The organism is Mesorhizobium sp. Ca11, assembly GCF_020165275.1.
GTDB lineage: Bacteria > Pseudomonadota > Alphaproteobacteria > Rhizobiales > Rhizobiaceae > Mesorhizobium.
This window is the reverse complement of record NZ_JAIUHU010000016.1, coordinates 87,587-112,031: the sequence shown is the minus strand read 5'-3', so window position 1 is coordinate 112,031 and position 24,445 is coordinate 87,587. Positions and strand designations below refer to the sequence as shown.

Genomic DNA, 24,445 nt, shown 5'->3' with positions numbered 1-24,445 from the left:
CGGACTATATGGCTGGACCAGTGTTGGAACGTTTTCTCGCCGACGAGGCGGCAACGGCAAGGCTTGGCGAGGACCTTGCCATGGCATTGCGCGCGGGCGACGCGATCGCGCTGAAAGGCGATCTCGGCGCCGGCAAGTCGACGTTGGCCCGCGCGCTGATCCGGGCGCTCGCCGACGACGCCAATCTCGAAGTGCCGAGCCCGACCTTCACCCTGGTGCAGAGCTACGAGACGCGCGTTCCGGTGCATCATTTCGACCTCTATCGGCTGTCCGCTCCGGACGAGCTCGACGAGCTCGGCCTCGACGACGCGCTAAGCCAAGGCGCGGCGCTCATCGAATGGCCGGAACGGGCCGCAGACCGCTTGCCGGAAACGGCGCTGTGGGTCGATCTTACCGAGCAGGGTGAAGGCCGCGTGGCGCGGCTTTCCGGGCAGGGACCGGCTTTCGAGCGCGTGGCGCGATCGCTGGCGATGCGCGATTTCCTGGCCTCGGCCGGATGGGGCGAAGCCAGCCGCCGTCATTTCGTCGGCGACGCCTCCGCCCGCTCCTATGAGATCGTCTCGCTGCCCGGCCAAGCGCCGCGCGTGCTGATGAACTCGCCGCGCCTGGTGCTCGGGCCGCCGGTTCGCGACGGCAAGCCCTATGCGGTGATCGCCCACACGGCGCAATCCGTCGCCGCCTTCGTCGCCATCGACCGGGCGCTGCTTGGGGCCGGCGTCAGCGTGCCGGCGATCCATGCCCAGGATCTCGACCAGGGTTTTCTGCTCATCGAGCATCTCGGCTCCGAAGGCTTCCTCGGTCGCGACGGCCAGCCCATCGCCAAACGCTACGAAGCGGCGGCCGAATTGCTGGCCATGATGCATGGCAAGACTTGGCCTACGCGCTTAGAAGCGTCGCCCGGCGTATTTCACGACGTGCCGCCTTTCGACCGGGAAGCCATGCTGATCGAGGCCGACCTTTTGGTCGACTGGTATGTGCCATGGATCACCGGCGAACCGGCAAACGACGCGTTGCGGGCAGGCTACCACAAGGTATGGAACGCGCTCCTCGATCGTCTGGCAGGCAGCGAATACACGCTGATGCTGCGCGACTTCCATTCGCCCAACATCATCTGGCGAGGCGAGCGCGCCGGCCTCGACCGACTGGGAATCGTCGATGTGCAGGACGCGCTGATCGGGCCCGCCGCCTATGACGTCGCCTCTTTGGCCATGGATGCGCGCGTCACCGTCTCGCCCGAGATCGAGCGGCGCACCGTCGCGGCTTATGTCGCGGCGCGGCGCGCCGCCGGCGCTTTCGACGAGGCCGGCTTCGCCGAGGCCTATGCGATCATGGCCGCGCAGCGCAATTCGAAGATCCTCGGCATTTTCGTGCGGCTCGAAAAGCGCGACGGCAAGCCTTACTATCTGAAACACCTGCCGCGCATCCGCGATTATCTGAGGCGGGCGCTGATGCATCCGGCGCTGGCCGGCCTGAAGGATTTCTACATGGCCCACGGCCTGCTCGAGGAACGGGTCCCATGAAGCCGACGACTGCGATGGTGCTGGCTGCCGGGCTTGGCAAGCGCATGCGGCCGATCACCGACACGATGCCCAAGCCGCTGGTGAAGGTCGCCGGCAAGACCTTGCTCGATTGGGGGCTGGACAGTCTGGAAGCCGCCGGCGTCGCCAAGGCCGTCGTCAACGTGCACTATCTGCCCGAGCAGATCGTCGCGCATGTTGCCCATAGGCGCGCACCGAAGATCGTCATCTCCGACGAGCGCGAGGCGCTGCTGGAATCGGCTGGCGGCATCGTCAAGGCGCTGCCGCTTCTGGGTGGCGAGCCCTTCTACATCATCAATGCCGACACCTTCTGGATCGACAGCGGCCAGCCCAGCCTAGAGCGTCTTGCCCTTGCATGGGACGCCGCGAGAATGGATATTCTGCTGATGCTTACCGATCTCGACTCAGCGACCGGGCATTGCGTCGGCACGGATTTCCTTGTTGCCCCTGATGGAGCCCTACGGCGCTCGAAGGGCGATCCGGCGGGCCTGATCTATGCCGGCGCCGCCATCATCCATCCGCGCATCTTCAAGGACGCGCCCATGGGCTCGCATTCGCTCAATGTCTATTTCGACAAGGCGATCGCCACAGGGCACCTGTTCGGCATGAAGATGAACGGACGCTGGATCACCGTCGGCACTCCGGACGCCATTCCGGCAGCCGAGGCAGCCGTGGCCGGTGCCCTAGCGAAGGCGGTATGAGCGGCACGCGCCGCGTCTTTTCCATTCCGCCCGGAGCGCCGTTCCTGCCGACGCTGGCGGGGGCGTTGCTCGACGGGCGCCTGATCCCCGGCTTCCGCTTCGACGGCGACCCGCTGGCGCTTGCCGACGCCACCATCTATGTGCCGACGCGGCGCGCGGCGCGTGCGCTGCGCGGCGCCTTCGTCGATGTTTTAGGGAAACGCTCCGCCATCCTGCCAACGGTGCGGCCGCTCGGCGAATTCGACGAGGACGAGGCCGCCTTCGACACCGAGGCGGCGCCGGCGATAGACCTCGCGCCGCCGATCGCCGCGCAGGAGCGGCTGCTGTTGCTGGCGCCGCTGGTGCGCGCCTGGAAGGAAAGCCTGCCGGCGCATGTGAGAGAGCGGTTCAACGAGGAATTCGTGGTGCCGACCTCGGCCGCCGATGCCATCTGGCTGGCGCGCGACCTTGCCCGGCTGATGGATGAGATCGAGACCGAGGGCACGGATTGGGCGAAGCTCGCGACGCTGGTCACCGGCAATCTCGCCGGCTGGTGGCAAGTGACGCTCGATTTCCTCGGCATCGTCACCGACAACTGGCCGGAACTGCTCAAGGAGCGCGGCCGCTCCAATCCGGCCGCGCATCGCAGCGCGCTGATCCGGCTCGAAGCAGCGCGGCTGAAGCGCACTCCGCCGGCCGGACCGGTGATTGCCGCCGGTTCGACCGGCTCCATCCCCGCCACTGCGGAACTGCTTGGCGTGATCGCCGGCCTGCGCAACGGCGCCGTCGTGCTGCCCGGGCTCGACCGCAACCTGGACGACGCATCCTTCGCGGCGATCACGGCGCCCGGCGCGCGCCCGGCAACGCTCGGCCACCCGCAATACGGCCTCGCCAAGCTGATCGGCGGCATCGGCATTCCGCGCCGGGACGTCGAGGACCTTGTTGCGGCGCCATCGCCGCTCGCGTTGCGCGCGGCCCTGGTAGGCGAGGCGCTGCGGCCGGCCGAAACCACCGAATACTGGACCGAGACGCGGCCGCGCTTCACGGCACTCGACATCGAACAGGCGCTGGCCGGCGTGACGCTGGTGGAAGCGGCGAACGAACGCGACGAGGCGGCGGCAATCGCCATTGCGTTGAAGCGCGCCGTGGAGGCACCGGGCAAGCGCGCGGCGCTCGTCACCGGCGACCGGGCGCTGGCGCGGCGGGTTTCGGCCGAGCTCCTGCGTTTCGGCGTCGTCGCCGACGATTCCGGCGGCGCGCCGCTCATCAACACATCGGCCGCCAGCTTGCTCAGGCTCGCGCTGAGCGCCGCCTTCCGGCCCGGCGATCCCGTCGGCCTGCTTGCCTTGCTCAAGCATCCGCTGCTCGCGCTCGGCCTCCAACGCCAGGCCATGCGCAAGGCTGCCGAGCTTGTCGAGCTGGTGGCGCTGCGCGGCGGCACGGGCCGGCCCGATGTCGCGTCGCTCGGCGCGCTGTTCGAGACACGGCTGGCGGAGCTGAGCGGCGACACAAGGCAGCCTTTCTGGTTCTCGCGCTTGACCGTGCGCGGCATCGAGCAGGCCCAAGATATGCTTAGCCGCCTTACCAAGTCGCTCTTGCCGCTCACCACGATCCGCGACGAGAAAGACGCCGACATCGCGATGCTGACGCGCGCAAGCGTTGTCGCGCTGGAGGATCTGGGCCGCGCCGTCGACGGCGACCTGGCGGAGCTCTATGCCGGCGATGCGGGCGAGAAACTCGTCGACCTGCTGCGCGGGCTGGTGGCGGCGTCGTCGCCCTTCACCTTCGCCGCTTTGGAGTGGCCCGACGTGATGGAGGCGCTGATCGCGCCGGAGACGGTCAAGCCGGCGCAAGGCACCGATCGCAACATCGCCATCTGGGGCGCGCTGGAGGCTCGGCTGCAGCATGTCGACATGCTGGTCATCGGCGGGCTCAATGAAGGGGTTTGGCCGCGCAAGCCCGAGAGCGACCGCTTCATGTCGCGGCTGATGAAGACCGGCATCGATCTCGAGCCGCCGGAGCGGCGCATCGGCCTTGCCGCGCATGACTTCCAGATGGCGATGGGCACAAAAGAGGTCGTGCTGACGCGTTCGGCGCGCTCCGGCGACGCGCCGGCGGTGCCGTCGCGCTGGCTGCAGCGCATCCTGACGTTCCTCGGCAAGGAGCCGGCGGCAGCACTTCGCGGCCGCGGCGACGCGCTGCTTGCCTGGGCGCGCGCGCTCGATGCCGGCGAGAAGAAGGATTTTGCCTCCCGCCCGCAGCCGAAGCCGCCGCTCAGCCTACGCCCGCAGCATTTCTCGGTCACCGAGATCGAGACGCTGCGCCGCGACCCCTACGCGGTCTATGCGCGGCGCATCCTCGGCCTGATGCCGCTGGAGCCGTTGATCCGCGATCCGGGCGCCGCCGAACGCGGCACTTTGTTCCACGAGATCCTGCATTTGTTCTCGCGGCGGGTCGAGGATCCAAGGGCGTCGAGCGCGCTGGCCAGCCTCATTGAATCGGGCCGTACCTGCTTTGCCGACGCAAAGCTTCCGCCTGATATCGAGGCTATCTGGTGGCCGCGTTTCGAAAAGCTCGCCGAAAACATCATCAAATGGGAGCATGGCCGCGCCGATGCGGTCGCGAGGCGCTATGCCGAGGAGCGCGCCGACAAAACGGTCGTCGGCCGCACCGGGGTGACGCTTTCCGGCTATGCCGACCGCATCGACCTGCTTGCCGGCGGCATGGCCGACATCCTCGACTACAAGACAGGATCCTCGCCCTCGAAAGCGCAGGCGCACACGCTGCTGTCGCCGCAGCTCGCGCTGGAGGGCGCGTTGCTCAGGCGCGGCGCCTTCAAGGAACTCGGCATCCGCGAACCCTCGCAGCTCGCCTTCGTGCGGCTGAAGCCGAATGGCGAGGTATTCGAGGAATCGATTCTCGACTACAACCGCAAGTTCCGCACCGCCAACGACCTTTCCGAGGAGGCTTGGGCGCGGCTGGAACGGCTGCTCTTCCACTATGCCGACCCGACCACCGGCTATCTGTCGCGCGCGCTGCCCTTCCGCGAGGGCGAGGCCGACGGCGACTACGATCATCTGGCGCGGGTGCTCGAATGGTCGGCCGGCGGCGCCAGCGAGGACGAGGCGGAAGGATGAAATATCCGATCCCCTCCGATACCGCCGCCAGCCAGGCGCGCGCCTCCGATCCCGCCTACTCCGCCTGGGTGTCGGCCAATGCCGGTTCGGGCAAGACGCATGTCTTGGCGCAGCGCGTCATCCGGCTCCTGCTCAACGGCACCGACCCGTCGAAGATCCTGTGCCTCACCTACACGCGGGCTGCCGCCGCCAACATGTCGAACCGCGTGTTCTCGACCCTATCGGAATGGACGGCGCTGCCCGATGCGGAACTGGCGATCAGGATCGCGGCGCTGGACGGCCGCGGCGCCGACCGCGACATGATGCGGCGCGCACGCCGGCTGTTTGCCGAGGCGCTCGAGACGCCGGGCGGGCTGAAAATCCAGACCATACACGCCTTCTGCGAATCCGTGCTGCACCAGTTCCCGCTCGAAGCCAACATCCCGGCGCATTTCGAGATGCTCGATCCGCAGATGGAGGCCTCGCTGTTCGCCGATGCCCGCCGCGACATGATCTCCGGCGCAGGCGCCGGCGTCGAAGGGCTGGCGGAAGCCTTTGCCACCGTGCTGGAACGCGGCGGCGAGTTCGGGCTCGATACGCTGCTTGCCGAGATCGTCGGCAAGCGCGATGAACTGCGCGGTTTCATCGCCAAGTTCGGCGAGGATCGGGACTTCCGGCCGCTGTTCGCCGAATTCGGCTTCAGGCCTGGACAGACGGCCGAGGACATCGCTGCTTCGCTGTGGCCGCTGCCTGGCTTTTCGCCTGGCCAGCTCGCTGAATTTGCCCGTGCCGCCGAGGCAGCCGACGCCAAGCAAGTGTTGAACAATGTGCTGCCCTATGCGCAGAGCGCCTTTGCCGAGGCCGATCCGATCCGGCGGCTGCGCCTGCTCGCCAAAGCATTCCTGCGTGCGGACGGCGACCCCTACGATCCGCCCAAAATCTTCAGGAAGGCGCTTGTCGACCGCCTGCCCGACCTGCCGGACCGCTATTTCGTGGTGGCGAAGGCAATCCTCGACGTAACCGACCGGCTGGCGCTGTTCCGCATGCTGGAAGGAACAGCGGCAGCGCTCACCGTCGCCGGCTGGCTGATCACGCGCTATGAGCAGTTGAAGCGCGGGCGGGGTTTCCTCGACTTCAACGACCTCATCACCCGCACGGTCAGTCTCTTGTCGCGACCGGATGCCGGGCCGTGGGTGCAGTTCAAGCTCGACCAGGGCATCGACCACATCCTGCTCGACGAGGCGCAGGACACCAGCCCGGACCAGTGGGAAGTGGTGAAGAAGCTGACCGAGGAATTCTTTGCCGGGCTTGGCCAGCGCGAAGCGGTGCGCCGAACTGTCTTTGCCGTCGGCGACGAGAAGCAGTCGATCTACTCCTTCCAGGGCGCGGCGCCGGATTCCTTTGCCGAAAGCCGGCTGTTGTTTGCCGGTCGCGTGCGCGACGCGGAGGCCGACTTCGCCAATCTCAAGCTCACCTGGTCGTTCCGGTCGAGCGACGACGTGCTGGCCGCCGTCGACCGCGTCTTCGCCGAACCGGGCGTCAGGCGCGGCATCAGCCACGATCCAGACCCTCTGAGTCATAAGGCGATCCGCAATGACGCGCCGGGCTATGTCGAGGTGTGGCCGTCGGTCGGCGCCGAAATGGTCGAGGAGCCCGACGACTGGACCTTGCCGGTCAACCATGCCAGCGCGCCCGCGGTGCGCGTCGCCGAGCACGTGGCAACCACCATCCAGACCTGGCTGCGCAGCGGCGAGGTCATCGAAGGCAAGGGCAGGAAGCTGACCGCCGGCGACATCCTCGTGCTGGTGCGCAAGCGCGACCGCTTCGTCCATGCGCTGTCGCGCAGCCTCAAGAACCGGCAGATCCCGGTCGCCGGCGCCGACAGGCTGAGCCTGCCCGGCCACATCGCCGTGCAGGACCTGATCGCGCTTGGGCATTTCCTGATCCAGCCGGAGGACGACCTTTCCCTGGCCGCGGTGCTGCGCAGCCCGATCTTCGAGGTCTCCGAGGAGACATTGCTGACGCTTGCCGGCCAAAGGCCGAAGGGCCAGTCGCTGATCGCCTCGCTCAGGCAACATGCGGCCGAGGATGTTTCCCTCGCCGCTGTCGTTAGCCGGCTCGATGGCTGGGCAACCGAAGTGGCCTTCAAGCCGGTGTTCGAATTCTACGCCGCGGCGCTGGCGCGCGACGGACTGCGCCGCAAGATGACGGCGCGGCTAGGACCCGAAGCCGGCGACATCCTCGACGAATTCCTGAGCTTTTGCCTGGCCGAGGAACGGACCGGCCTGCCGGGGCTGGAATCCTTCCTCTCGACGCTCGAAAATGCCGGCCCCGAGATCAAGCGCGAGATGGACCAGACGCGCGACGAGGTGCGCGTCATGACCGTGCATGCCGCCAAGGGCCTGGAGGCGCCGGCCGTCTTCCTGGTCGACGGCGGCTCGGCGCCGTTCAGCGACCAGCATCTGCCGCGGCTGATGCCATTCGAGAGCTCGGGCGCGGAATGGAAAGGCAAGGGCTATCTGTGGCGCTCGGCCAACGACGTCGCCAATGGCGTCTCGAAGGCGGCATCGGTGCGGGCGCGCGAGCTGGCGGACGACGAGTACCGGCGGCTGCTCTATGTCGGCATGACGCGTGCCGAGGACCGGCTGATCGTCTGCGGCTATCACGGCAAGCGCCAGCCCAGCACCGGCACCTGGCATTCGATCGTCAGCCGCGCGCTGCTCGGCGCGCCCGAGAGCTCCGAGCGCCGGCATCCGGCCACGGCCGAGGTGGCGGTGCATCGCTTCCACATGACCGGGCTGCCGCCGGTGGCATTGACCGGCACCGACGAGGCAGGGCCGTTCGAGCATATCGCTCCGCTGCCTGAAGACCTGTTCCGGCCGCTGCCGCCTTATGAGGAGCTGCCGCGGCCGCTTTCGCCTTCCGGCGCCTCGGGGCTGATCGACGAGGCGAAAGAAGCCGTCCCCGACACTCGCTCGCCGGTGCTCGACGTCGCCGCCGAACCCGGCTTTGCGATCATGCGCGGCCTTGCCCTGCACAAATTGCTGCAGATGCTGCCCGGCATCGCCGAGGACGAAAGGCGGAACGCGGCGGAGCGCTACCTGGCGCGCGCCGGCGCGGATTGGCCGGATGGCGAGCGCGACAAGGCGCTGGACGCCGTGCTCTCCATCCTGTCCGACACCCGCTTCGGCGCGCTGTTCTCGCCATCCTCCCGCGCTGAGGTCGCCGTCATGGGCAGCCTCGAGGTGAAGGGCAGGCTGCGCTCGATCTCCGGCAAGATCGACCGGCTGGCGGTCACGCCGGAAAAGGTTTCGATCGTCGACTACAAGACCAACCGACCGGCGCCTGGGAACCTGGCGGAGGTGCCGCCTGCCTATGTGCTGCAGCTTGCGCTCTACCGCGCGCTGCTTCTGCCGCTCTATCCGGGGCGCGAGGTGACGGCGGCGCTGCTGTTGACCGAGGCGCCGCGACTGATCGAGCTGCCCGCCCTCGCCATGGATGACGCCCTTGCCCGACTCACGGCAGCGTGACACAAGAACTGCTTGAACATCGACGCCACAACCACCACATTTGGTGCAACCTGAGTTTTCGAAAGGATTTCAGCATGGCCACCGTCAAGGTCGACAAGGGTAATTTCCAGGCCGATGTGCTCAACGCCAAGGAGCCAGTCGTGGTGGATTTCTGGGCGGAATGGTGCGGCCCGTGCAAGATGATCGCTCCGGCGCTGGAAGACATCGCCAACGAGCTCGGCGCGAAGATCAAGGTGGCCAAGCTCAACATCGACGAGAACCCGGAGCTTGCCGCGCAGTACGGCGTGCGCTCGATCCCGACGCTGATGATCTTCAAGGGCGGCGAAGTGGCCGACATGAAAGTGGGCGCCGCGCCGAAGACCGCGCTGTCGCACTGGATCAACGGCAGCCTCGCCTGAGCCAATCTGAAGTTTTCAAGATCCGAGCCCGGCCATCGCGCCGGGCTTTTCTTTGGCGTCATGGCTCGTCGCGCTCTGGCTCTCGCCTGCGGGCACTCCGTGTCCTCTGTTGGCAGGAAAGGGAGAGCTCCATGACCGGAACCGCCAAGGCCACAGTTCACGTCGACAATGAGCGCGTCATCGTCACCGAATACCGCTTCGCGCCGGGCGCCAACACCGGCTGGCACCGCCATGGCCACGACTATGTCGTCGTGCCGCTGATGGACGGCAAGGTGAAGCTGGTGACCAAGGACGGCGAATCCTTCGCCGAGATGAAGCAAGGCGCGCCCTATTTCCGCCGGGAAGGCGTCGAGCACGACGTCATCAATGCCAATGACGGCGAATATGCCTTCATCGAGATCGAGCTGAAGTAGGCCGGCCGTGATTGCCGGCTTGCACGTTTCCTTTCCGGCCTCGTGCGGGATGTCGTGGGTCTAACGCCTGTCCTCGCCTTTGCCGGTTTTGCGGCGGTGGCCGCTTATGTCCAGACCCTGACGGGCTTCGCCTTCGGCCTGGTGATGATGGGCGCGATTGCGCTTGTCGGCTTGCTGCCGCTGCCCGACGCAGCCGCGATGGTCGGCATGCTGACCCTGGTCAATGCCACGCAGATGCTGATCCAGGGCGGCTGGCGCGAGATTGCGCGCCGGGAGCTGCGGCTTATCCTGGTCGCAAGCCTCCCTTCGCTGCTCTTGGGGTATGCCCTGCTGGAATGGCTGGCGGACACGCGGGCCGACCTGCTGAAAATCGGACTCGGTCTGGTCATCATGATGTCCAGCCTGCAACTGGCCATCAGGCCTGGCGGCTTGGCAAAACGGTCGTCGGACGCGAGTTTCGTCGGCTTCGGTGTCGTTTCGGGCCTGATGAGTGGGCTGTTTGCGACCGGCGGCCCACCGCTCGTTTATCATCTCTTTCGCCAGCCAATGCCGCACAACTGTGTCCGCGAAACGCTGGTCGCCGCTTTCGGCGCCGCGCAGGTGGTGCGGCTTATCCTGGTGACGGCAAGCGGCAACCTGCCGACCATGTCGCCTGTTGCGCTCGTCGTCGCCATACCGGCCGTAATGCTGATGACCTATTCGGCACGCCGCTGGCCACCGTCATTGTCGCAAGGGACAATGCGAAAGATCGTCTTTGTTCTGCTTTTCCTGTCAGGGCTCTCGCTGGCACTGCCTGCCGCGATGCACCTTGCCGTCTAACTTCAACTGCTCATGCGGGCGACGTGTCGCTCCAATTTACCAGTCGGCGACACGGTCGCCGCCGGTGAATTGCGCGCTTTTGGCGGTGTATTCGAACAGTTCGATCTTCACGCCGTTGGGGTCGGTGATCCAGGCCTGGTATGTGTCGTCGCAGGCGAGCTTCTTTGGCGTGACAGCGACGCCTTTCGACCGGATATGAAGGATCGCCGCATCGATGTCTTCCACCTCGAGGCAGAAGTGGTTGATCTGGTTTGCCCCGCTGTAGCTGGATTCACGTTTCTCGAACACCTCGACATGGCTGCGGCCGCCGCAGTCGAGGTAGAAGCCGAAAATCCTGCCGTCGCGCAGGAAATTGAACCGCGTGTCCATGCCGAGCACGTCACGATAGAAGCGACGGGTCGCCTCCAGGTCGTGCGCGAAGATGCAGACATGAGCGAGCTGCTTCACCTTGATCATGGCCGGTTCCTTTCGGCCCCCGCCGAAATCCGCAATGCTGTCCCGATTTCGCCTCAGGTCGGCGGCGTGCCGTTTTCGGCCAGCACGGCGCCGGCGAAATAGAGCGAGCCGCCGATCAGGATGCGCGGCGCCGGGCCATCCCAAGAGTCGCGCAACAGCATCAGCGCGTTGGCGACGGAGCTGACCGGCTCGGCCGACAGGCCGGCCTCTTCGGCACGCAAGGCCAGCTCGTCGTTGGGAACGCCGGCGTCGCTGCTGGTTACCGGCACGGTATAGACGTGGCGGGCAAGCCCCTTGAAGGCACTGAAATAGCCGGTCTGGTCCTTGGTGTTGATCATGCCGGAGATCAGGACCAGCGGCCGCGGGTTCTTTTCCTCCTGCTCGGCCAGCGCCTCGGCGATGACAATGCCGGCGCCGGGGTTGTGGCCGCCGTCCAGCCAGATCTCGGCGCCCTTCGGCGCCAGGTCGACCAGCTTGCCCTGGGTCAGCTTCTGCATACGTGCCGGCCAGGCGACATGGGTCATCGCCCGCTCGGCGGCGCGGTGGCCGATCTCGAAGCCGGCCGCCTTGACGGCGGCGATCGCCGCCGCGGCATTGGCGTATTGATGGCGCCCCGGCAGGCGCGGCGAAGGCAGGTCCATCAGCCCGTCCCCGTCCTGATAGACCATGCGGCCGTTTTCCTCGAAGGCGAGGAAATCCTGGCCATAGACCACGGTCGGGCAATCCAGCCGCTCGGCCGACTCGATCAGCACCTGAAGCGCAGTGTCGCTTTCCTGGGCGCCGATCACCACCGGGCAGCCGCGCTTCATAATGCCGGCCTTCTCGGCGGCGATCAGCTCGACGCGGTCGCCGAGATAGGCTTCGTGGTCCATCGATATCGGCATGATCACCGAAACCGCCGGCTGCTTGATGACATTGGTGGCGTCGAAGCGGCCGCCGAGGCCGACCTCGATGATCGCCGCCTCCGCCGGATGCTCCGAGAACAGGATGAAGGTGACAGCGGTGAGGATCTCGAAGACAGTGATCTTCTGGCCGCCATTGGCCTCGGCGACACGCGCAATGGCCTCGGCGAAAATATCGTCCTCCACGAGCTTGCCGCCGCCTTCGGCCGCCAGCCGGTAGCGCTCATGCCAGTTTACCAGATGCGGCGAGGTGTGGACGTGGACAAGGTGGCCGGCGGCCTCCAGCAGCGCGCGCGCGAAGGCGGCGCAGGAGCCCTTGCCGTTGGTGCCGGCGATGTGGATGACCGGCGGCAGCCGATCCTGCGGATTGCCGAGGCGCTCGAGAAGCCCCGTGACGCGGTCCAGCGAAAGGTCGAAGCCTTTCGGATGCAGCGTCATCAGATGTTCGATTTCGCGTTCGGCGGAAAGCGTTGTCATGATGGAATCCTAGAGCGGTTCATCATCTCATGGAATGCAGAACCGCTCTCTCTTTTTTGTTGGCGCAATTCCGAACGGAAAACCGTTCCACACTTTTCCTGGAATTGCTTTGGCGGGCGGTTCCCGAAACCGGGAATCGGTTCGAACGAGCCGTGCGCAAATCAGAGGCTACAGCACGCAACGGGCGGCGCAACTCGCGGTTCGCGGCGAGCGATGTCGCGTCAAGCCGATATATCGCTTCAAGCCGATATCGCTTCAGGCTTGCGCGCGCGCCTCGGCATTGACCACCGCCGGCGGCAGGATCTCCGGCTCCAGCGGCTTCTCGGCCTCCGGCATCTTGAGCAGCATCTTCAAGAGACGAGAAATGGTCCGGCGCATCTCAAGGCGCGACACGACCATGTCGACCATGCCGTGTTCCATCAGATACTCCGCGCGCTGGAAACCGTCGGGCAGTTTTTCGCGGATGGTCTGCTCGATGACGCGCGGGCCGGCAAAGCCGATCAGCGCCCCGGGCTCGGCGATATGGACGTCGCCCAGCATGGCGTAGGAGGCGGTGACGCCGCCGGTGGTCGGGTTGGTCAGCACCACGATATAGGGCAGGCCGGCTTCCTTCAGCCGGTCGACGCCGATCGTGGTGCGGGGCAATTGCATCAGCGACAGGATGCCTTCCTGCATGCGGGCGCCGCCGGAAGCGGCGAACAGGATCAGCGGCCGCTTGCGCTGCAGCGCGACCTCGAAAGCATGCACGATGGCTTCGCCGGCGGCCATGCCGAGCGAGCCGCCCATGAAGGCGAAGTCCTGCACGGTGACGATGACGGGCAGCCCGTCGATGGTGCCGGCGCCGTTGAGGATCGCATCCTCGAGGTTGGTCTTGGCCTTGGCCTCCTTCAGGCGGTCGGTGTAGCGCTTCTCGTCGCGGAACTTCAGCGGGTCCTGGACGACCTTCGGGTTTTCCAGCACCTCGTATTTGCCGTCATCGAAGAAATATTTCAGCCGCTCCTTGGCCGAGATCTTCATGTGGTGGCCGGAAGCCGGGATGACGAACTGGTTGGATTCGAGATCCTTATGGAAAACCATCTCGCCGGTCTCGGGATCCTTGATCCAGAGGTTTTCCGGCATGTCGGTGCGCCGGCCGAGCATCGAATTGATCTTCGGGCGGACGTAATTGGTGATCCAGTTCATGGCTTCGGCTCCTGTCCTGGAAAGGACTTCAAGCAATTCCAGGGAAAGTCTGTGGGGTTTTCCGGCCGGAATTGCTCAAGAACAAATAGTCGGGCTATTCGGCAGCAGCAAGGCGGGCCGAGCGGACGCCCTGGGCAAGACCGCTGACCAAAGTGGCGACGGCTTCGGCCGGATCGGCTGTTTTCTCGCCCTTGGGGCCGAGCACATTGGCGACCGCATTGACAATCGCGGTGCCGACGACGACGCCGTCGGCATTGGCGCCGATCACACGCGCCTGCTCGGCGGTCTTGACGCCGAAGCCGACGCAGACCGGCAGGTCGGTGTGGCCCTTGATGCGGTTGACGGCCGCGGCCACCTTGCCCGTGTCGGCCAACGCCGAGCCGGTGATGCCGGTCATCGAGACGTAGTAGACGAAGCCGGAGGTGTTTTCCAAAACCTTGGGCAGGCGCTTGTCGTCGGTGGTCGGCGTCGCCAGGCGGATGAAGTTGACGCCGGCCTTCAGCGCCGGAATGCAAAGCTCCTCGTCCATCTCCGGCGGCAGGTCGACGACGATCAGTCCGTCGATGCCGCTGGCCTTGGCGTCGGTGAGGAAGCGGTCGACGCCATAGATGTAGATCGGATTGTAGTAGCCCATCAGCACGACCGGCGTCTCGTCGTCGCCGGCGCGGAAGTCGGCCGCCAGCTTCAGCGTCTTGACCAGTGTCTGGCCGCCCTTCAGCGCGCGCAGGCCAGCGGCCTGGATCGCCGGGCCGTCGGCCATCGGGTCGGAGAAGGGCATTCCCATTTCGATAATGTCGGCGCCGGCGATCGGCAGCGCCTTCATGATCGACAGCGAGGTGTCGTAATCGGGGTCGCCGCCCATGAAATAGGTGACCAAAGCCGGGCGGCCTTCGGCCTTGAGCTTCGCCATGCGGCGATCGATGCGGGTGGTCATTGTCAGATCTCCATGCCCAGCATATTGGCCACCGTGTGCACGTCCTTGTCGCCGCGGCCGGACAGATTGACGATGACGATCTGGTCCTTGTCCATCTTGGGCACGATCTTCATCGCATGCGCGATGGCATGCGCCGATTCCAGCGCCGGGATGATGCCTTCGACGCGGGTGGTGAGCTGGAAGGCTTCCAGCGCCTCTTCGTCGAGGATCGGCTCATACTGGACGCGGCCCGAATCACGCAACCAGGAATGCTCGGGGCCGACGCCCGGATAGTCGAGGCCGGCCGAGATCGAATGGCCGTCGAGGATTTGGCCGTCCGAGTTCTGCAACAGATAGGTACGGTTGCCGTGCAGCACGCCGGGCTTGCCGGCATTCATCGAGGCGCAATGCTCGACGCCGTCGAGGCCGCGCCCACCAGCCTCGATGCCGATGATGCGGACGTCCTTGTCGTCAAGGAAGGGATGGAACAGGCCGATGGCGTTGGAGCCGCCGCCGACGGCGGCGATGATCACGTCCGGCAGCCGGCCTTCCTGCTCCAGAATCTGGGCGCGGGCTTCCGTGCCGATCACCGACTGGAAGTCGCGCACCAGCTCCGGATAGGGATGCGGGCCGGCGGCGGTGCCGATCAAGTAATAGGTGTCCTCGACATTGGTGACCCAATCGCGCAGGGCCTCGTTCATGGCATCCTTCAGCGTGCCATGGCCGGCGGTGACCGGCCGCACCTCGGCGCCGAGCAGCTTCATGCGGAAGACATTCGGGCTCTGGCGGGCGACGTCGGTGGCGCCCATGTAGACGACGCAAGGATAGCCGAAGCGCGCCGCGACGGTGGCCGAGGCGACGCCATGCTGGCCGGCGCCCGTCTCGGCGATGATGCGCTTCTTGCCCATGCGCTTGGCAAGCAGGATCTGGCCGAGGCAGTTGTTGATCTTGTGCGAGCCGGTGTGGTTGAGGTCCTCGCGCTTGAAATAGACCTTTGCGCCGCCCCCGAGGCCCTTCGCCGAGGAAACCTCACGAAGATGCTTTGTGAGGCCCTCGGCGAAATACAGCTTCGACGGCCGCCCGGCATAGTGGGTGGACAGGTTCTGCAGCTCGGCCTTGAACTCCGGATCGCTCTTGGCCTTGTTCCACTGCTCTTCGAGATCGAGGATCAGCGGCATCAGCGTCTCGGCGACGAAGCGCCCGCCGAAAATGCCGAACATGCCCTGCTCGTCGGGTCCGGTGCGGAAGGAATTGGGCATTGCCGGCTTGTTCATCGCCGATCTCCTGATGTGAATTGTATTCAGGCGGCGCGGTCGTCGCGCGCGGCCCTGACGGCCCGGAAAAACTGCTCGATCAGCGCCGGATCCTTGACGCCCGGAGCGCTTTCCACGCCGGACGAAACGTCTATTCCGGGCGGGTCGGCCTGTCTCAGAGCATCGCCGATATTGGCGGCGTTGAGCCCTCCGGAAAGCATGTAATCGAGCCCGGCGTCAAGGCCGGCAAGGATGCGCCAGTCGAAGGCGACGCCGTTGCCGCCCGGCAGTTGCGAGCCCTTCGGCGGCTTGGAATCCAGCAGGAAGCGATCGGCGATGCCGATAAAGGGTTTTATGCGATCGATATCCGCCGCCTCGCTGATGGGCAGCGCCTTCATCACCGGCAGGCCGTAACGCCCCTTGATCTCGGCCACGCGCTCGGGCGTTTCCGAACCATGCAATTGCAGCATGTCGGGCTGCATTTTCGCGACGATCTCGTCGAGAAAGCCATCATCGGCGTCGACGCTGACCGCTGCCGCCAGGGCCTTGCCGCGCGCCGCCTGACGCAAACGGCCGGCCTCGGCGGGCTCGACATAACGCGGGCTCTTGGCGAAGAAAATAAAGCCGACATGGCTGGCGCCGCCGGCAAGCGCGGCGGCCATCGCGGCGTCGGTCTTCAATCCGCAGATCTTGATGTCGAGCGTCATGGCGCGGGCTTGGCACGAAACGGGAAAAGAGTCGAGAAAAAGCATGCTGTTGCCGGTCCGGCAGAAAACACTACCTTCATATAGGAACCACCGGCGGGAGCAGAATAATCATGGCCGACCGGACCGTCGCCGAACTGAAGCAGAAGATCGCGCAGGCGCGCGAGGTGATCGCGCATCTGATGGACAAGGCCGCCTTCAACGGCGCCGAGGCGCACCGCGCGCTGGAATATTTCGGCAGCGATACGTTCGACCGGGATTTTTTGCCGTGGCCGCATACCGAGGAAGGGCTGCGGCCGGAAGAGCTGAACGCGGCGAATGATGATTGAGGGGGCGTTGGTTAAGCGAACAGCAGAGATGTCGGCGGGACAGCACCCCCCTCTGGCCTGCCGGCCATCTCCCCCGCAAGGGGGGAGATCAGCAGCTTCGGCGATGAGCCTTTCCTGCAACACTGGAGATTGGCGAAAGCCGTGGCGATAGCCAATCTCCCCCTGCGGGCGAGATGCCCGGCAGGGCAGAGGGGGGTGTGAAGGAACCGCGGCCTAGCCGTTTAAGCTACTCAAACACAATCGCCTGCAAGGCGCCGCCGTTGCGCTTCAGCCAGTCCTTGCAGCGGTCGGTATCCGGGCAGAGTTTTTCGCACAGCTTCCAGAATTTCGGGCCGTGGTTCATCTCCTTGAGATGCGCCACCTCATGCGCCACAAGGTAGTTTATCACCGCCGGCGGCGCCATCATGATGCGCCACGAGAAGGAGAGATTGCCCTCCGAGGTGCATGACCCCCAGCGGCTGGAGGTATCCTTATACCTTATCGCCTTGGCCCGCTTGCCGATCGTCTCGGTGTGCTTGATCACCAGCCTCTCGATCTCCTTCTTGGCCTCGCGCTTGAGGTAATCGCCGATGCGGCGCGGCAAATGGATGCGCTCGCCATGGACGATCAAGAGCGGGCCGCGATCGTCGCGCGCGACGGTGACGGTGCCGCGCTTCGAAGGCTCGTGCACGATGCGGTGAGGCACGCCGCGGATCGGGATCCGGATGCCCGGGCGCACCTGCGGCCTCGTCGGCACCTTGGCCAGCCGCTGCTCCAGCCAGTCCTGATGGCGGTCGAGGAATTTCTCCACCTCGCCGCGGCGCAGGCCGGGCGGCACGGTGACGCGCAGGCCCTGGCCGCCGGAATCGATGCGCAGCGTAAGCCGCCGGGCCCTGGCGCTCTCAACGATCTTGAGCGGCAGCGTGCGGCCGGCGACGCAATGCTCGCGCTCGACGACAGGCGTGGGCTTTGGCTTGGTCAGATTGCGAAGGAAGCCGAGGGTCATGGCTGGACGATACGCGATTCGAAAAAAACGGCCAGTGGAGGGAAGCTACATAGAGAACAAAAAAGAAACGGCGCCGCTAAACGCGACGCCGCATATCATACCGAGACGTGTCGCCAGATCTCAGTCGTCGAGCAGGTTGGTACCTTTGCCGCCCTCCGGACCCGCCTTGTCGCTCGAGCCGGGCGAGCTCGGCGCGGTCGACTTGTTGCGGTTGGCCATGAAGCGGTCGAACTCTTCCTGGTCCTTGGCGCGGCGCAGTTCGCGGGCGTACTCGTCGAACTCGGAGAGCATCTCGTCGAGCTTGCGGCGCTCTTCAGCGAGGCGCTCCAGCTCCTTCTCGCGCCAATCGTCGAAGGCGACGTTGCCGGTGCGGGCCGAGCCGTGGCCCCAGCGGGCCGCCTTCTCGGAGCGACGACGGCAACCGGCGAAGATGCCGTCCGTGGCGCGGTTGACGTCGCGCTTGAAGCCTTCCAACCGATCGCCCCAGATGATGTAGGCGAGCATGGCGAAGCCGAGCGGCCAGAACACCATGAAGCCGATGACCATCAGCGCGATGGTGGCCGGCGTCCAGGCCGGACGGATCAATGCACTTGTGTTCATTTTCTCCCAATCCTTCCATTGGAGACAGCCAAACCGGCTGCGTGGAATCGAAATGGGAAGGCGAAATCGGCGATTCAAGACAAACCCCGCCAAAACCGGCGAAGCACCTGAAATGATTATCGCTTTTTGAGTTTCTCCAGGAAAAGCACTGCCATTCCGGCGACCAGCCCCCAAAATGCCGCGCCGACGCCGAAGAGCGTGAGCCCCGAAGCCGTCGCGGCGAAGGTGACGGTGGCCGGCATGCGTTCGGCCTCGTCCTTCAGCGCGATCGACAGCGCGTTGGCCAAGGGCGCTGTCAAGGCGAGCCCTGCGACCAGCACGATCAGGCTTTGCGGAAGGACGGCGAAGATCGCCACCAGCGAGGCGCCGAAGACCGCGAAGATGAGATAGGCGAGCGCGTAGAACGGCCCGGTCTTCCAACGTTCGGCCGGGTCGGGATGGACATCGGGACCGGTGCAGATAGCGGCCGAGATCGCCGCGAGATTGGTGGTCGCGGCGCCGAACGGCGCCGAGAGCAGCGAAAACAGGCCGGTGACGCCGATCAGCGGACCGGGCTCCGGATGGTAGCCCGCTGCGCGCAGCACCGCGAGACCGGAAAGGTTCTGCGAGGCCATGGTGACCAGATAGAGAGGCAGGGCGAGGCCGATGATCGCCGATGCGGTGAATTGCGGCGCAATCAATGTCAATGTCGACAGTTCCGGCGCCGGCAGGCTGCCGACGCGGCCGGTGAGGAAAGCGGCGAGGCCGCCGCCGATCAGCACCACCAGCACCGACAGAGCCGGATTGAACAGGCGGATGACGAAGAAGGCGGCGATCAGCGGCAGGATCAGCCAAGGGTCGGCCGGAATGGCCTTCACCGCATTGACGGCGAAGCTGACCAGGATGCCGGCCAGCATGCCGGACGCGACCGAGGCCGGGATTTTCGCGATCAGCCTGGTCAACGGCTTGAACAGGCCGGTGGCGACCAGAAGGACGCCGGTGACCATGAAGGCGCCGACGGCCTGCGGCATCGTAAATCCGCTGGAGGCCGCGATCAGCGCCAAGCCGGGCGTCGACCAGGCGGTAATGACCGGCATCTTGGTGCGCCAGGAGAGCCACAGACATTCAACGACCATGGCCAGGCAGATCGCCGTCACGCCGCTCGCGGTCTCGATCTGCGTGGCGCCGACCGCCTTGGCGGCGGCAATGACCAGGGCCAGAGTGCCGCCGAAGCCGACGATCGCCGCGACGAAGGCGGATATCGGGATGGAGATGCGCATTATTCGGCCGCCCGCTTGACCATGTCGCCGACGGCCCGATTGAGCATGTCGAGATCCTCGGGGCGGGACAGGCGATGATCGCCGTCCGGGATCAGCGACAGCGTCACATCGTCGGCGGGCAGCATGGATGCGAGCTTCAAGGCATGGCCGGACGGCACGTCCGGATCGGCCAGGCCCTGCAGGATGTGCACCGGGCAATGGGTGTCGATCGGCCCGGTCATCACCCGGTTGGCGCGGCCGTCCTCGATCAGCGCGCGCGTGTAGATATAAGGCTCCTCCGAATAGTCGGACGGCTCGGCGAAGAAGCCTTTTTCCCTTAGATCCTGCCGCTGCGCGTCGGTCAGCACCGGCTCGATCAGCTCGACGGTGAAATCAGGCGCCGGGGCGAGCAGCACCAGGCCGGCAACCCTCGTGTCGCCCGCCTTGCGCAGTTCCTGCGCCATGCGCAACGCGATCCATGCCCCCATCGAGGAGCCGACCAATACCTGCTTGCCCTTGCTGAACCGGCGAAAGACGGCGAGGCTCTCGGCCAACCACTTCGAGATCGTGCCGTTAGCGAATTCGCCGCCCGACTCGCCATGGCCGGAATAGTCGTGGCGCAGACAGGCGTGGCCTTCGCTCGCAGCCCAGGCGGCAAGCGTCTGCGCCTTCGTGCCCTGCATGTCGGACTTGTAGCCGCCGAGCCAGACCACGCCGGGCGCCGCGCCCGGCATCTGCCTGACGGCGATGCCCGACCCGTCCACATCGATGAAAACCGGAGCGCTGGCGGCCATGAGCTTGTCCTTCCCGCCGGTCTTTTGGCACAGGCGGTGGTTCAACGAAAAGTGCTCGCGGCGTTTCTTTGCTTGGTGCAGACAATTACCAGGCAGCAGGTGATTTTGCGGCGCGGCTATGCTATTGACTCACGCCCCGCGCTTCCCACATAGGCGCGTCCACCTACTTTTGTCTAAAGAACCCAGAACGAAACGGCCGAGGAGACCACGACCATTCGCAGACCTTTCAAAGCAGCGGCACCCACCAAGGACGGGCCGCGCTCTAACCGAGACATCCGGGTGCCCCGGGTCCAGCTTATCGACGCCGACGGCCAGAACCGAGGCGATGTTTCCATCAACGACGCGCTGCTGCTGGCCGAAGAGGCCGGGCTCGATCTCGTCGAGATTTCGCCCAATGCGGTGCCGCCCGTCGTCAAGATCCTCGATCTCGGCAAGCTGAAATACGCCAACCAGAAGAAGGCGGCCGAAGCGCGCAAGAACCAGAAGGTCATCGAGATCAAGGAGATCAAGATGCGCCCGAACATCGACAGCCATGACTACGAGACCAAGATGAAGGCCGTGCGGCGCTTCTTCGAGGAAGGCGACAAGGTCAAGCTGACGCTGCGCTTCCGCGGCCGCGAGATGGCGCATATGGAACTTGGCATGCAGCTTCTGAACAAGGTGCGCGAGGAAGTTGCGACGATCGCCAAGGTCGAGGCGGAGCCGAAGCTCGAAGGCCGCCAGATGATGATGGTTCTGGCGCCGCGCTGACCAGTGATGGCGCGGCCGCCAAAGCGTCGCGCCCATCACGGTTTCGAGAGTTGCCGGGCTCTTTGTATCCCGCTCTAAAATCCGCCCGAATTGCCGGGCACGGCGTCCCGACGATCGGCGGGGCGCCTGTTTTCAACCCGATCGCCAGCCACCTCGACGATCCCTTCGCGATCGCGAGCAATCGACGATCGGATGGGTCATGGTCGATGAAGTGAAGGTCTCAGCCGACAACCAGACTGAGGGGTTGGGCGGCTACCAGCACATGCGCCGGATCGTGCTGGCGGTGCTGATCGTGGTGCTGTTCTGCGCGCTTCTGTTCGGCCAGTCTTCCTTTCCGCCGGACACGTCCGTGCACGAGTCGATCGAGATGTTCGGCGTGCTTTTGATCTTTCTCGGCATTGTCGGGCGGCTGTGGTCGACGCTTTATATCGGCGGGCGCAAATCGGCCGAGGTGGTCACCGGCGGTCCCTACTCGATCACCCGCAACCCGCTCTATCTGTTTTCGACCCTGGCTGCCGCCGGGGTCGGGGCGCAGATCGGCTCGTTCAGCGGCATCATCCTGTTCTCGCTGCTCTGCGCCGGCGCCTTCCACATCGTCATCCTGCGCGAGGAGCGTTATCTGAAGGAACTGCTCGGCGCGCCCTACCAGGCCTATCTGGCCAAAGTGCCGCGGTTCTTCCCGAACCTTGCGCTCTACCAGGAAGGCGATACCGGCAGCTTCAGGCCGCGCCTGCTCTTGAACACGCTGCTCGACGGCCTGGTGTTTCTGGTGGCGCTGCCCGCCTTTGAGCTGATCGACGGCATGCAGCAGTCGGGGGTGCTGCCGGTGTGGTTCACGCTGCCCTAAGAGTTGACGGACAGAAGCACTATCGAATTGCCGGGCTAACTTCCGAACATATTAATAGTCTGGCTACACGAATGGTGTAGCGATGATCGTGGCAAATAAAGCGCCGGGGGTGCACTGTGTCGAGCATCAGGTCGGCACCACCACATTTGCGAATGTTTTCCACACGGAGCAAAGCTTAGGATGAGGACTGCCGTTGCCGCCGTCGGCGGGCTCATTCTCCTGGCTTTGGCTTGGGTGACGGCGACCGCCAACCGCGAACACGCGACCGAGCAATTGTCCTTTACAAAGGACGCCTATGTCGATCACGGAACCTACTTCCGTCTGAAGGTGGACTTTGACTATAAGGGCGAACAACAACACTATGACATTGTTGTTGGCTGCAACGTCCTCAACATTCACTACAAGGATAGTTCCTCGACTTATGAAGCCGGTCTGATCCCAACAGTTTGGGGGCAGCGCATGGGCGACGGTAAGGCGGTGGTGGTTCGTGCGCCCGATGCCTGCCGTGGCGACACGACAGAAAACGGCGGCGTGCCCGCGGATTTTCTACCGGTGATGGTCGTCTATGAGAATGCCGACACCATGGCCTTCGGCACGGGCTATATGACTGACGACGCCTACCGAAGCCCGACATCGGTGCTGAGGTTCGACAAAGCGACGGTCGAGCGCGCTACGCGCGCCGAGTTCGATTCTTTCCGCGCCAATGGCCCACAGAACATCATCACGCGCAGCCAGTATCATTCTGCACAAAATGACTACCAGCTCGCACTTCTGGGCCTCCCGAGGAGCTATCTGGCGTTCGGAAGAAGTTGCTCCGCCTTTTCCCGCTGGAGACTGTCCGGGCCGGAGCGGGAGATCGTGCGCAAGTACCGGCCATCGACCGCTGCCCGCTACTGGACTATCTCCCAGACACTCTTGGACACGACCACCCAAGCCTCCCTTACGAGCGAAATTCGCGAAGCGCGAAAAAAGGCGAAAAAACAGACCCGCGACGATGGGCTGGCCCTAGGGGTAAATGGAGGCTTCTGGCAACCGGACTTCGGGGCACTGCGCCGCGATGGTACACAATTGGTGGGGCTGAAAGCCAGCAGCACCACAAAAGCTGCTGCGTTCTATCCGGCGGACACTTCGATGAGGCAAGACAAATGGCCTGTGGAGCGTACCGCGAGGATTGCCGCGTATGAAACCCTACAGTCGGTAAATACAACAAATATCGATGTCGACGACGGGCGGAACCGAGGCTTCGCTTATTGCTACCTAGGCGACCGGCCGCCAACAAAGGAATTGGGAGACAAGGTGTGGGCCTTGCCTGCGACCACGACCATCGATGGGAAAGATGTGGTAGCGGGTGCTCCGGAGCACTGGGGCTATGGATTTTATCGCGCCGAGCTCGTCTTCGACGGCGATGAATATGTATTGGAACGAGTTCTTTTCAACCTCGAGTCCACAAGAGGTGACGTGTGACTGATAAGCGCTGCGTTAGCACACTCCGATCTTCGGGAACCTGAGGCGGGCGCGCAGCTTCGGTGCGTGTAGCTTCAGGTGTATCGGCTTCAGGTGTTGCACGCCGGCCATCTTTGATCTATAGGACCGCCGTTCCAAGAAAACCGCCCGGCAGGGCATGCCGTGGCGGTTTCATTTGCTTTTCGGGCTTTGGTCGGCCCGAAGCGAGACAAGAAGCGCGATGGTGCGCCACCAATACGGAGTAGCAAAATGCCCAAGATGAAGACCAAATCGGCCGCCAAGAAGCGGTTCAAGATTACTGCCACCGGCAAGGTGCTGTCGGCTGCCGCCGGCAAGCGCCACGGCATGATCAAGCGTTCCAACAAGTTCATTCGCGATGCCCGCGGCACGATGGTTCTGGCTGAACCGGACGGCAAGAAGGTCATCAAGAATTTTCTGCCGAACGGCCTCTAATCCCTCGGCTTGGAACCACTTTTGTTTTTACGCAATTCCGAACGGAAAACCGCTGAACACTTTTCCTGGAATTGCTTTTAAGGAGATCATGACATGGCACGCGTAAAGAGAGGCGTTACCGCCCACGCCAAGCACAAGAAGGTTTTGAAGGCCGCCAAGGGTTTCTACGGCCGCCGCAAGAACACCATCCGCATCGCCAAGCAGGCGGTGGAGAAGTCGCTGCAATACGCCTACCGCGACCGCAAGAACCGCAAGCGCTCGTTCCGCGCGCTGTGGATCCAGCGCATCAACGCCGCGACCCACGAGCATGGCCTGACCTATGGCCGTTTCATCGACGGCCTCAACAAGGCCGGCATCGAAATCGATCGCAAGGTCCTTTCGGACATGGCCATCCACGAGCCGCAGGCTTTCGCCGCGCTGGTCGCCAAGGCCAAGGTCGCGCTCGAATATCTGAAGAACACCACGCCGAATGCTTTTGAGAGCGCTGTCGCCTAAGCCAGCGCTTCCCAAGCATACGCAATTCTGATTTGGGGAACCCGCGCTGGCACGGCTGGCGCGGGTTTTTCTATGCCTGATGTAACCAAAATGGCGACGACGAAACCAA

General features: G+C 64.7%; 23 protein-coding genes. 13 read left to right on the top strand and 10 right to left on the bottom strand.

Annotated elements, in window-relative coordinates:
- The first annotated feature begins 8 nt into the window (after positions 1 to 8).
- The 7 genes from tsaE to LB538_RS24215 all read left to right on the top strand — a co-directional run bounded on the left by tsaE (position 9) and on the right by LB538_RS24215 (position 10,494).
- On the top strand, positions 9 to 1,520 hold the full coding sequence (gene tsaE, locus LB538_RS24245; RefSeq protein WP_224525992.1) for a tRNA (adenosine(37)-N6)-threonylcarbamoyltransferase complex ATPase subunit type 1 TsaE: 1,512 nt from the start codon (positions 9 to 11) through the stop codon (positions 1,518 to 1,520).
- Positions 1,517 to 2,239 carry a nucleotidyltransferase family protein gene (locus LB538_RS24240; protein ID WP_224525994.1) on the top strand — a complete coding sequence of 241 codons (723 nt, stop codon included), beginning with the start codon at positions 1,517 to 1,519 and terminating at the stop codon, positions 2,237 to 2,239. Before tsaE ends, LB538_RS24240 begins: the two co-directional genes overlap by 4 nt.
- Complete coding sequence (addB, locus tag LB538_RS24235; RefSeq protein WP_224525996.1) at positions 2,236 to 5,355, top strand: double-strand break repair protein AddB; 3,120 nt, start codon at positions 2,236 to 2,238, stop codon at positions 5,353 to 5,355. The genes LB538_RS24240 and addB overlap by 4 nt, the downstream gene beginning before the upstream one ends.
- Positions 5,352 to 8,864 (top strand): double-strand break repair helicase AddA, encoded by a 3,513-nt coding sequence (gene addA, locus LB538_RS24230; protein WP_224525998.1) that lies wholly within the window; start codon positions 5,352 to 5,354, stop codon positions 8,862 to 8,864. Before addB ends, addA begins: the two co-directional genes overlap by 4 nt.
- Positions 8,865 to 8,938: 74 nt before the next feature.
- A complete protein-coding gene (gene trxA, locus LB538_RS24225) occupies positions 8,939 to 9,262 on the top strand; it encodes a thioredoxin (protein ID WP_095767992.1) in 324 nt (107 codons plus the stop codon).
- A 131-nt stretch (positions 9,263 to 9,393) separates the two neighbouring features.
- Entirely contained in the window at positions 9,394 to 9,675 is a 282-nt protein-coding gene (locus LB538_RS24220) for a cupin domain-containing protein (RefSeq protein ID WP_027166948.1), read from the top strand.
- 54 nt (positions 9,676 to 9,729) lie between these two features.
- Positions 9,730 to 10,494, top strand: coding sequence for a TSUP family transporter (locus LB538_RS24215; protein WP_224526000.1), 765 nt, complete (start codon positions 9,730 to 9,732; stop codon positions 10,492 to 10,494).
- 36 nt (positions 10,495 to 10,530) lie between these two features.
- Here LB538_RS24215 and LB538_RS24210 read toward each other — a convergent pair whose 3' ends face one another.
- The 6 genes from LB538_RS24210 to LB538_RS24185 form a co-directional block, all read right to left on the bottom strand.
- The gene (locus LB538_RS24210; RefSeq protein ID WP_224526002.1) at positions 10,531 to 10,950 is read right to left on the bottom strand and encodes a VOC family protein; all 420 of its coding nucleotides are present in this window, start codon (positions 10,948 to 10,950) and stop codon (positions 10,531 to 10,533) included.
- Positions 10,951 to 11,003: 53 nt separating this feature from the next.
- Entirely contained in the window at positions 11,004 to 12,329 is a 1,326-nt protein-coding gene (locus LB538_RS24205; protein ID WP_095767990.1) for a bifunctional folylpolyglutamate synthase/dihydrofolate synthase, read from the bottom strand.
- A 255-nt stretch (positions 12,330 to 12,584) separates the two neighbouring features.
- Positions 12,585 to 13,511: an acetyl-CoA carboxylase, carboxyltransferase subunit beta gene (gene accD / locus LB538_RS24200; RefSeq protein ID WP_140843501.1), complete on the bottom strand. Its 927-nt coding sequence runs from the start codon at positions 13,509 to 13,511 to the stop codon at positions 12,585 to 12,587.
- A 94-nt stretch (positions 13,512 to 13,605) separates the two neighbouring features.
- Entirely contained in the window at positions 13,606 to 14,445 is an 840-nt protein-coding gene (gene trpA, locus LB538_RS24195) for a tryptophan synthase subunit alpha (protein WP_224526004.1), read from the bottom strand.
- 2 nt (positions 14,446 to 14,447) lie between these two features.
- Complete coding sequence (gene trpB, locus LB538_RS24190) at positions 14,448 to 15,698, bottom strand: tryptophan synthase subunit beta (RefSeq protein ID WP_224526006.1); 1,251 nt, start codon at positions 15,696 to 15,698, stop codon at positions 14,448 to 14,450.
- Between the two features lie 26 nt (positions 15,699 to 15,724).
- Positions 15,725 to 16,384 (bottom strand): phosphoribosylanthranilate isomerase, encoded by a 660-nt coding sequence (locus LB538_RS24185; RefSeq protein WP_224526238.1) that lies wholly within the window; start codon positions 16,382 to 16,384, stop codon positions 15,725 to 15,727.
- 110 nt (positions 16,385 to 16,494) lie between these two features.
- Between LB538_RS24185 and LB538_RS24180 the strand changes: the two genes are divergently transcribed.
- Positions 16,495 to 16,710, top strand: a complete 216-nt coding sequence (locus LB538_RS24180; RefSeq protein ID WP_224526008.1) for a hypothetical protein — start codon at positions 16,495 to 16,497, stop codon at positions 16,708 to 16,710.
- Between the two features lie 226 nt (positions 16,711 to 16,936).
- Here the strand turns inward: LB538_RS24180 and LB538_RS24175 are convergent, their stop codons facing one another.
- The 4 genes from LB538_RS24175 to LB538_RS24160 all read right to left on the bottom strand — a co-directional run bounded on the left by LB538_RS24175 (position 16,937) and on the right by LB538_RS24160 (position 20,327).
- Entirely contained in the window at positions 16,937 to 17,695 is a 759-nt protein-coding gene (locus LB538_RS24175; RefSeq protein WP_224526009.1) for a M48 family metallopeptidase, read from the bottom strand.
- A gap of 120 nt (positions 17,696 to 17,815) precedes the next feature.
- On the bottom strand, positions 17,816 to 18,295 hold the full coding sequence (locus LB538_RS24170) for a DUF2852 domain-containing protein (protein WP_224526012.1): 480 nt from the start codon (positions 18,293 to 18,295) through the stop codon (positions 17,816 to 17,818).
- Between the two features lie 116 nt (positions 18,296 to 18,411).
- Entirely contained in the window at positions 18,412 to 19,554 is a 1,143-nt protein-coding gene (locus LB538_RS24165; RefSeq protein WP_224526014.1) for a benzoate/H(+) symporter BenE family transporter, read from the bottom strand.
- A complete protein-coding gene (locus tag LB538_RS24160; RefSeq protein ID WP_224526017.1) occupies positions 19,554 to 20,327 on the bottom strand; it encodes an alpha/beta hydrolase in 774 nt (257 codons plus the stop codon). The genes LB538_RS24165 and LB538_RS24160 overlap by 1 nt, the downstream gene beginning before the upstream one ends.
- A gap of 213 nt (positions 20,328 to 20,540) precedes the next feature.
- Here LB538_RS24160 and infC point away from each other — a divergent pair, with 213 nt between their 5' ends.
- From infC to rplT, 5 genes are all read left to right on the top strand, one after another.
- Entirely contained in the window at positions 20,541 to 21,077 is a 537-nt protein-coding gene (gene infC, locus LB538_RS24155) for a translation initiation factor IF-3 (protein ID WP_095767981.1), read from the top strand.
- Positions 21,078 to 21,276: 199 nt separating this feature from the next.
- Positions 21,277 to 21,924: a methyltransferase family protein gene (locus tag LB538_RS24150; RefSeq protein ID WP_224526022.1), complete on the top strand. Its 648-nt coding sequence runs from the start codon at positions 21,277 to 21,279 to the stop codon at positions 21,922 to 21,924.
- Between the two features lie 180 nt (positions 21,925 to 22,104).
- Positions 22,105 to 23,388, top strand: coding sequence for a hypothetical protein (locus LB538_RS24145; RefSeq protein WP_224526024.1), 1,284 nt, complete (start codon positions 22,105 to 22,107; stop codon positions 23,386 to 23,388).
- Between the two features lie 249 nt (positions 23,389 to 23,637).
- Positions 23,638 to 23,841, top strand: coding sequence for a 50S ribosomal protein L35 (gene rpmI, locus LB538_RS24140; protein ID WP_027166935.1), 204 nt, complete (start codon positions 23,638 to 23,640; stop codon positions 23,839 to 23,841).
- 93 nt (positions 23,842 to 23,934) lie between these two features.
- Positions 23,935 to 24,336, top strand: a complete 402-nt coding sequence (gene rplT, locus LB538_RS24135) for a 50S ribosomal protein L20 (RefSeq protein WP_042637600.1) — start codon at positions 23,935 to 23,937, stop codon at positions 24,334 to 24,336.
- The last annotated feature ends 109 nt before the right edge of the window (positions 24,337 to 24,445 follow it).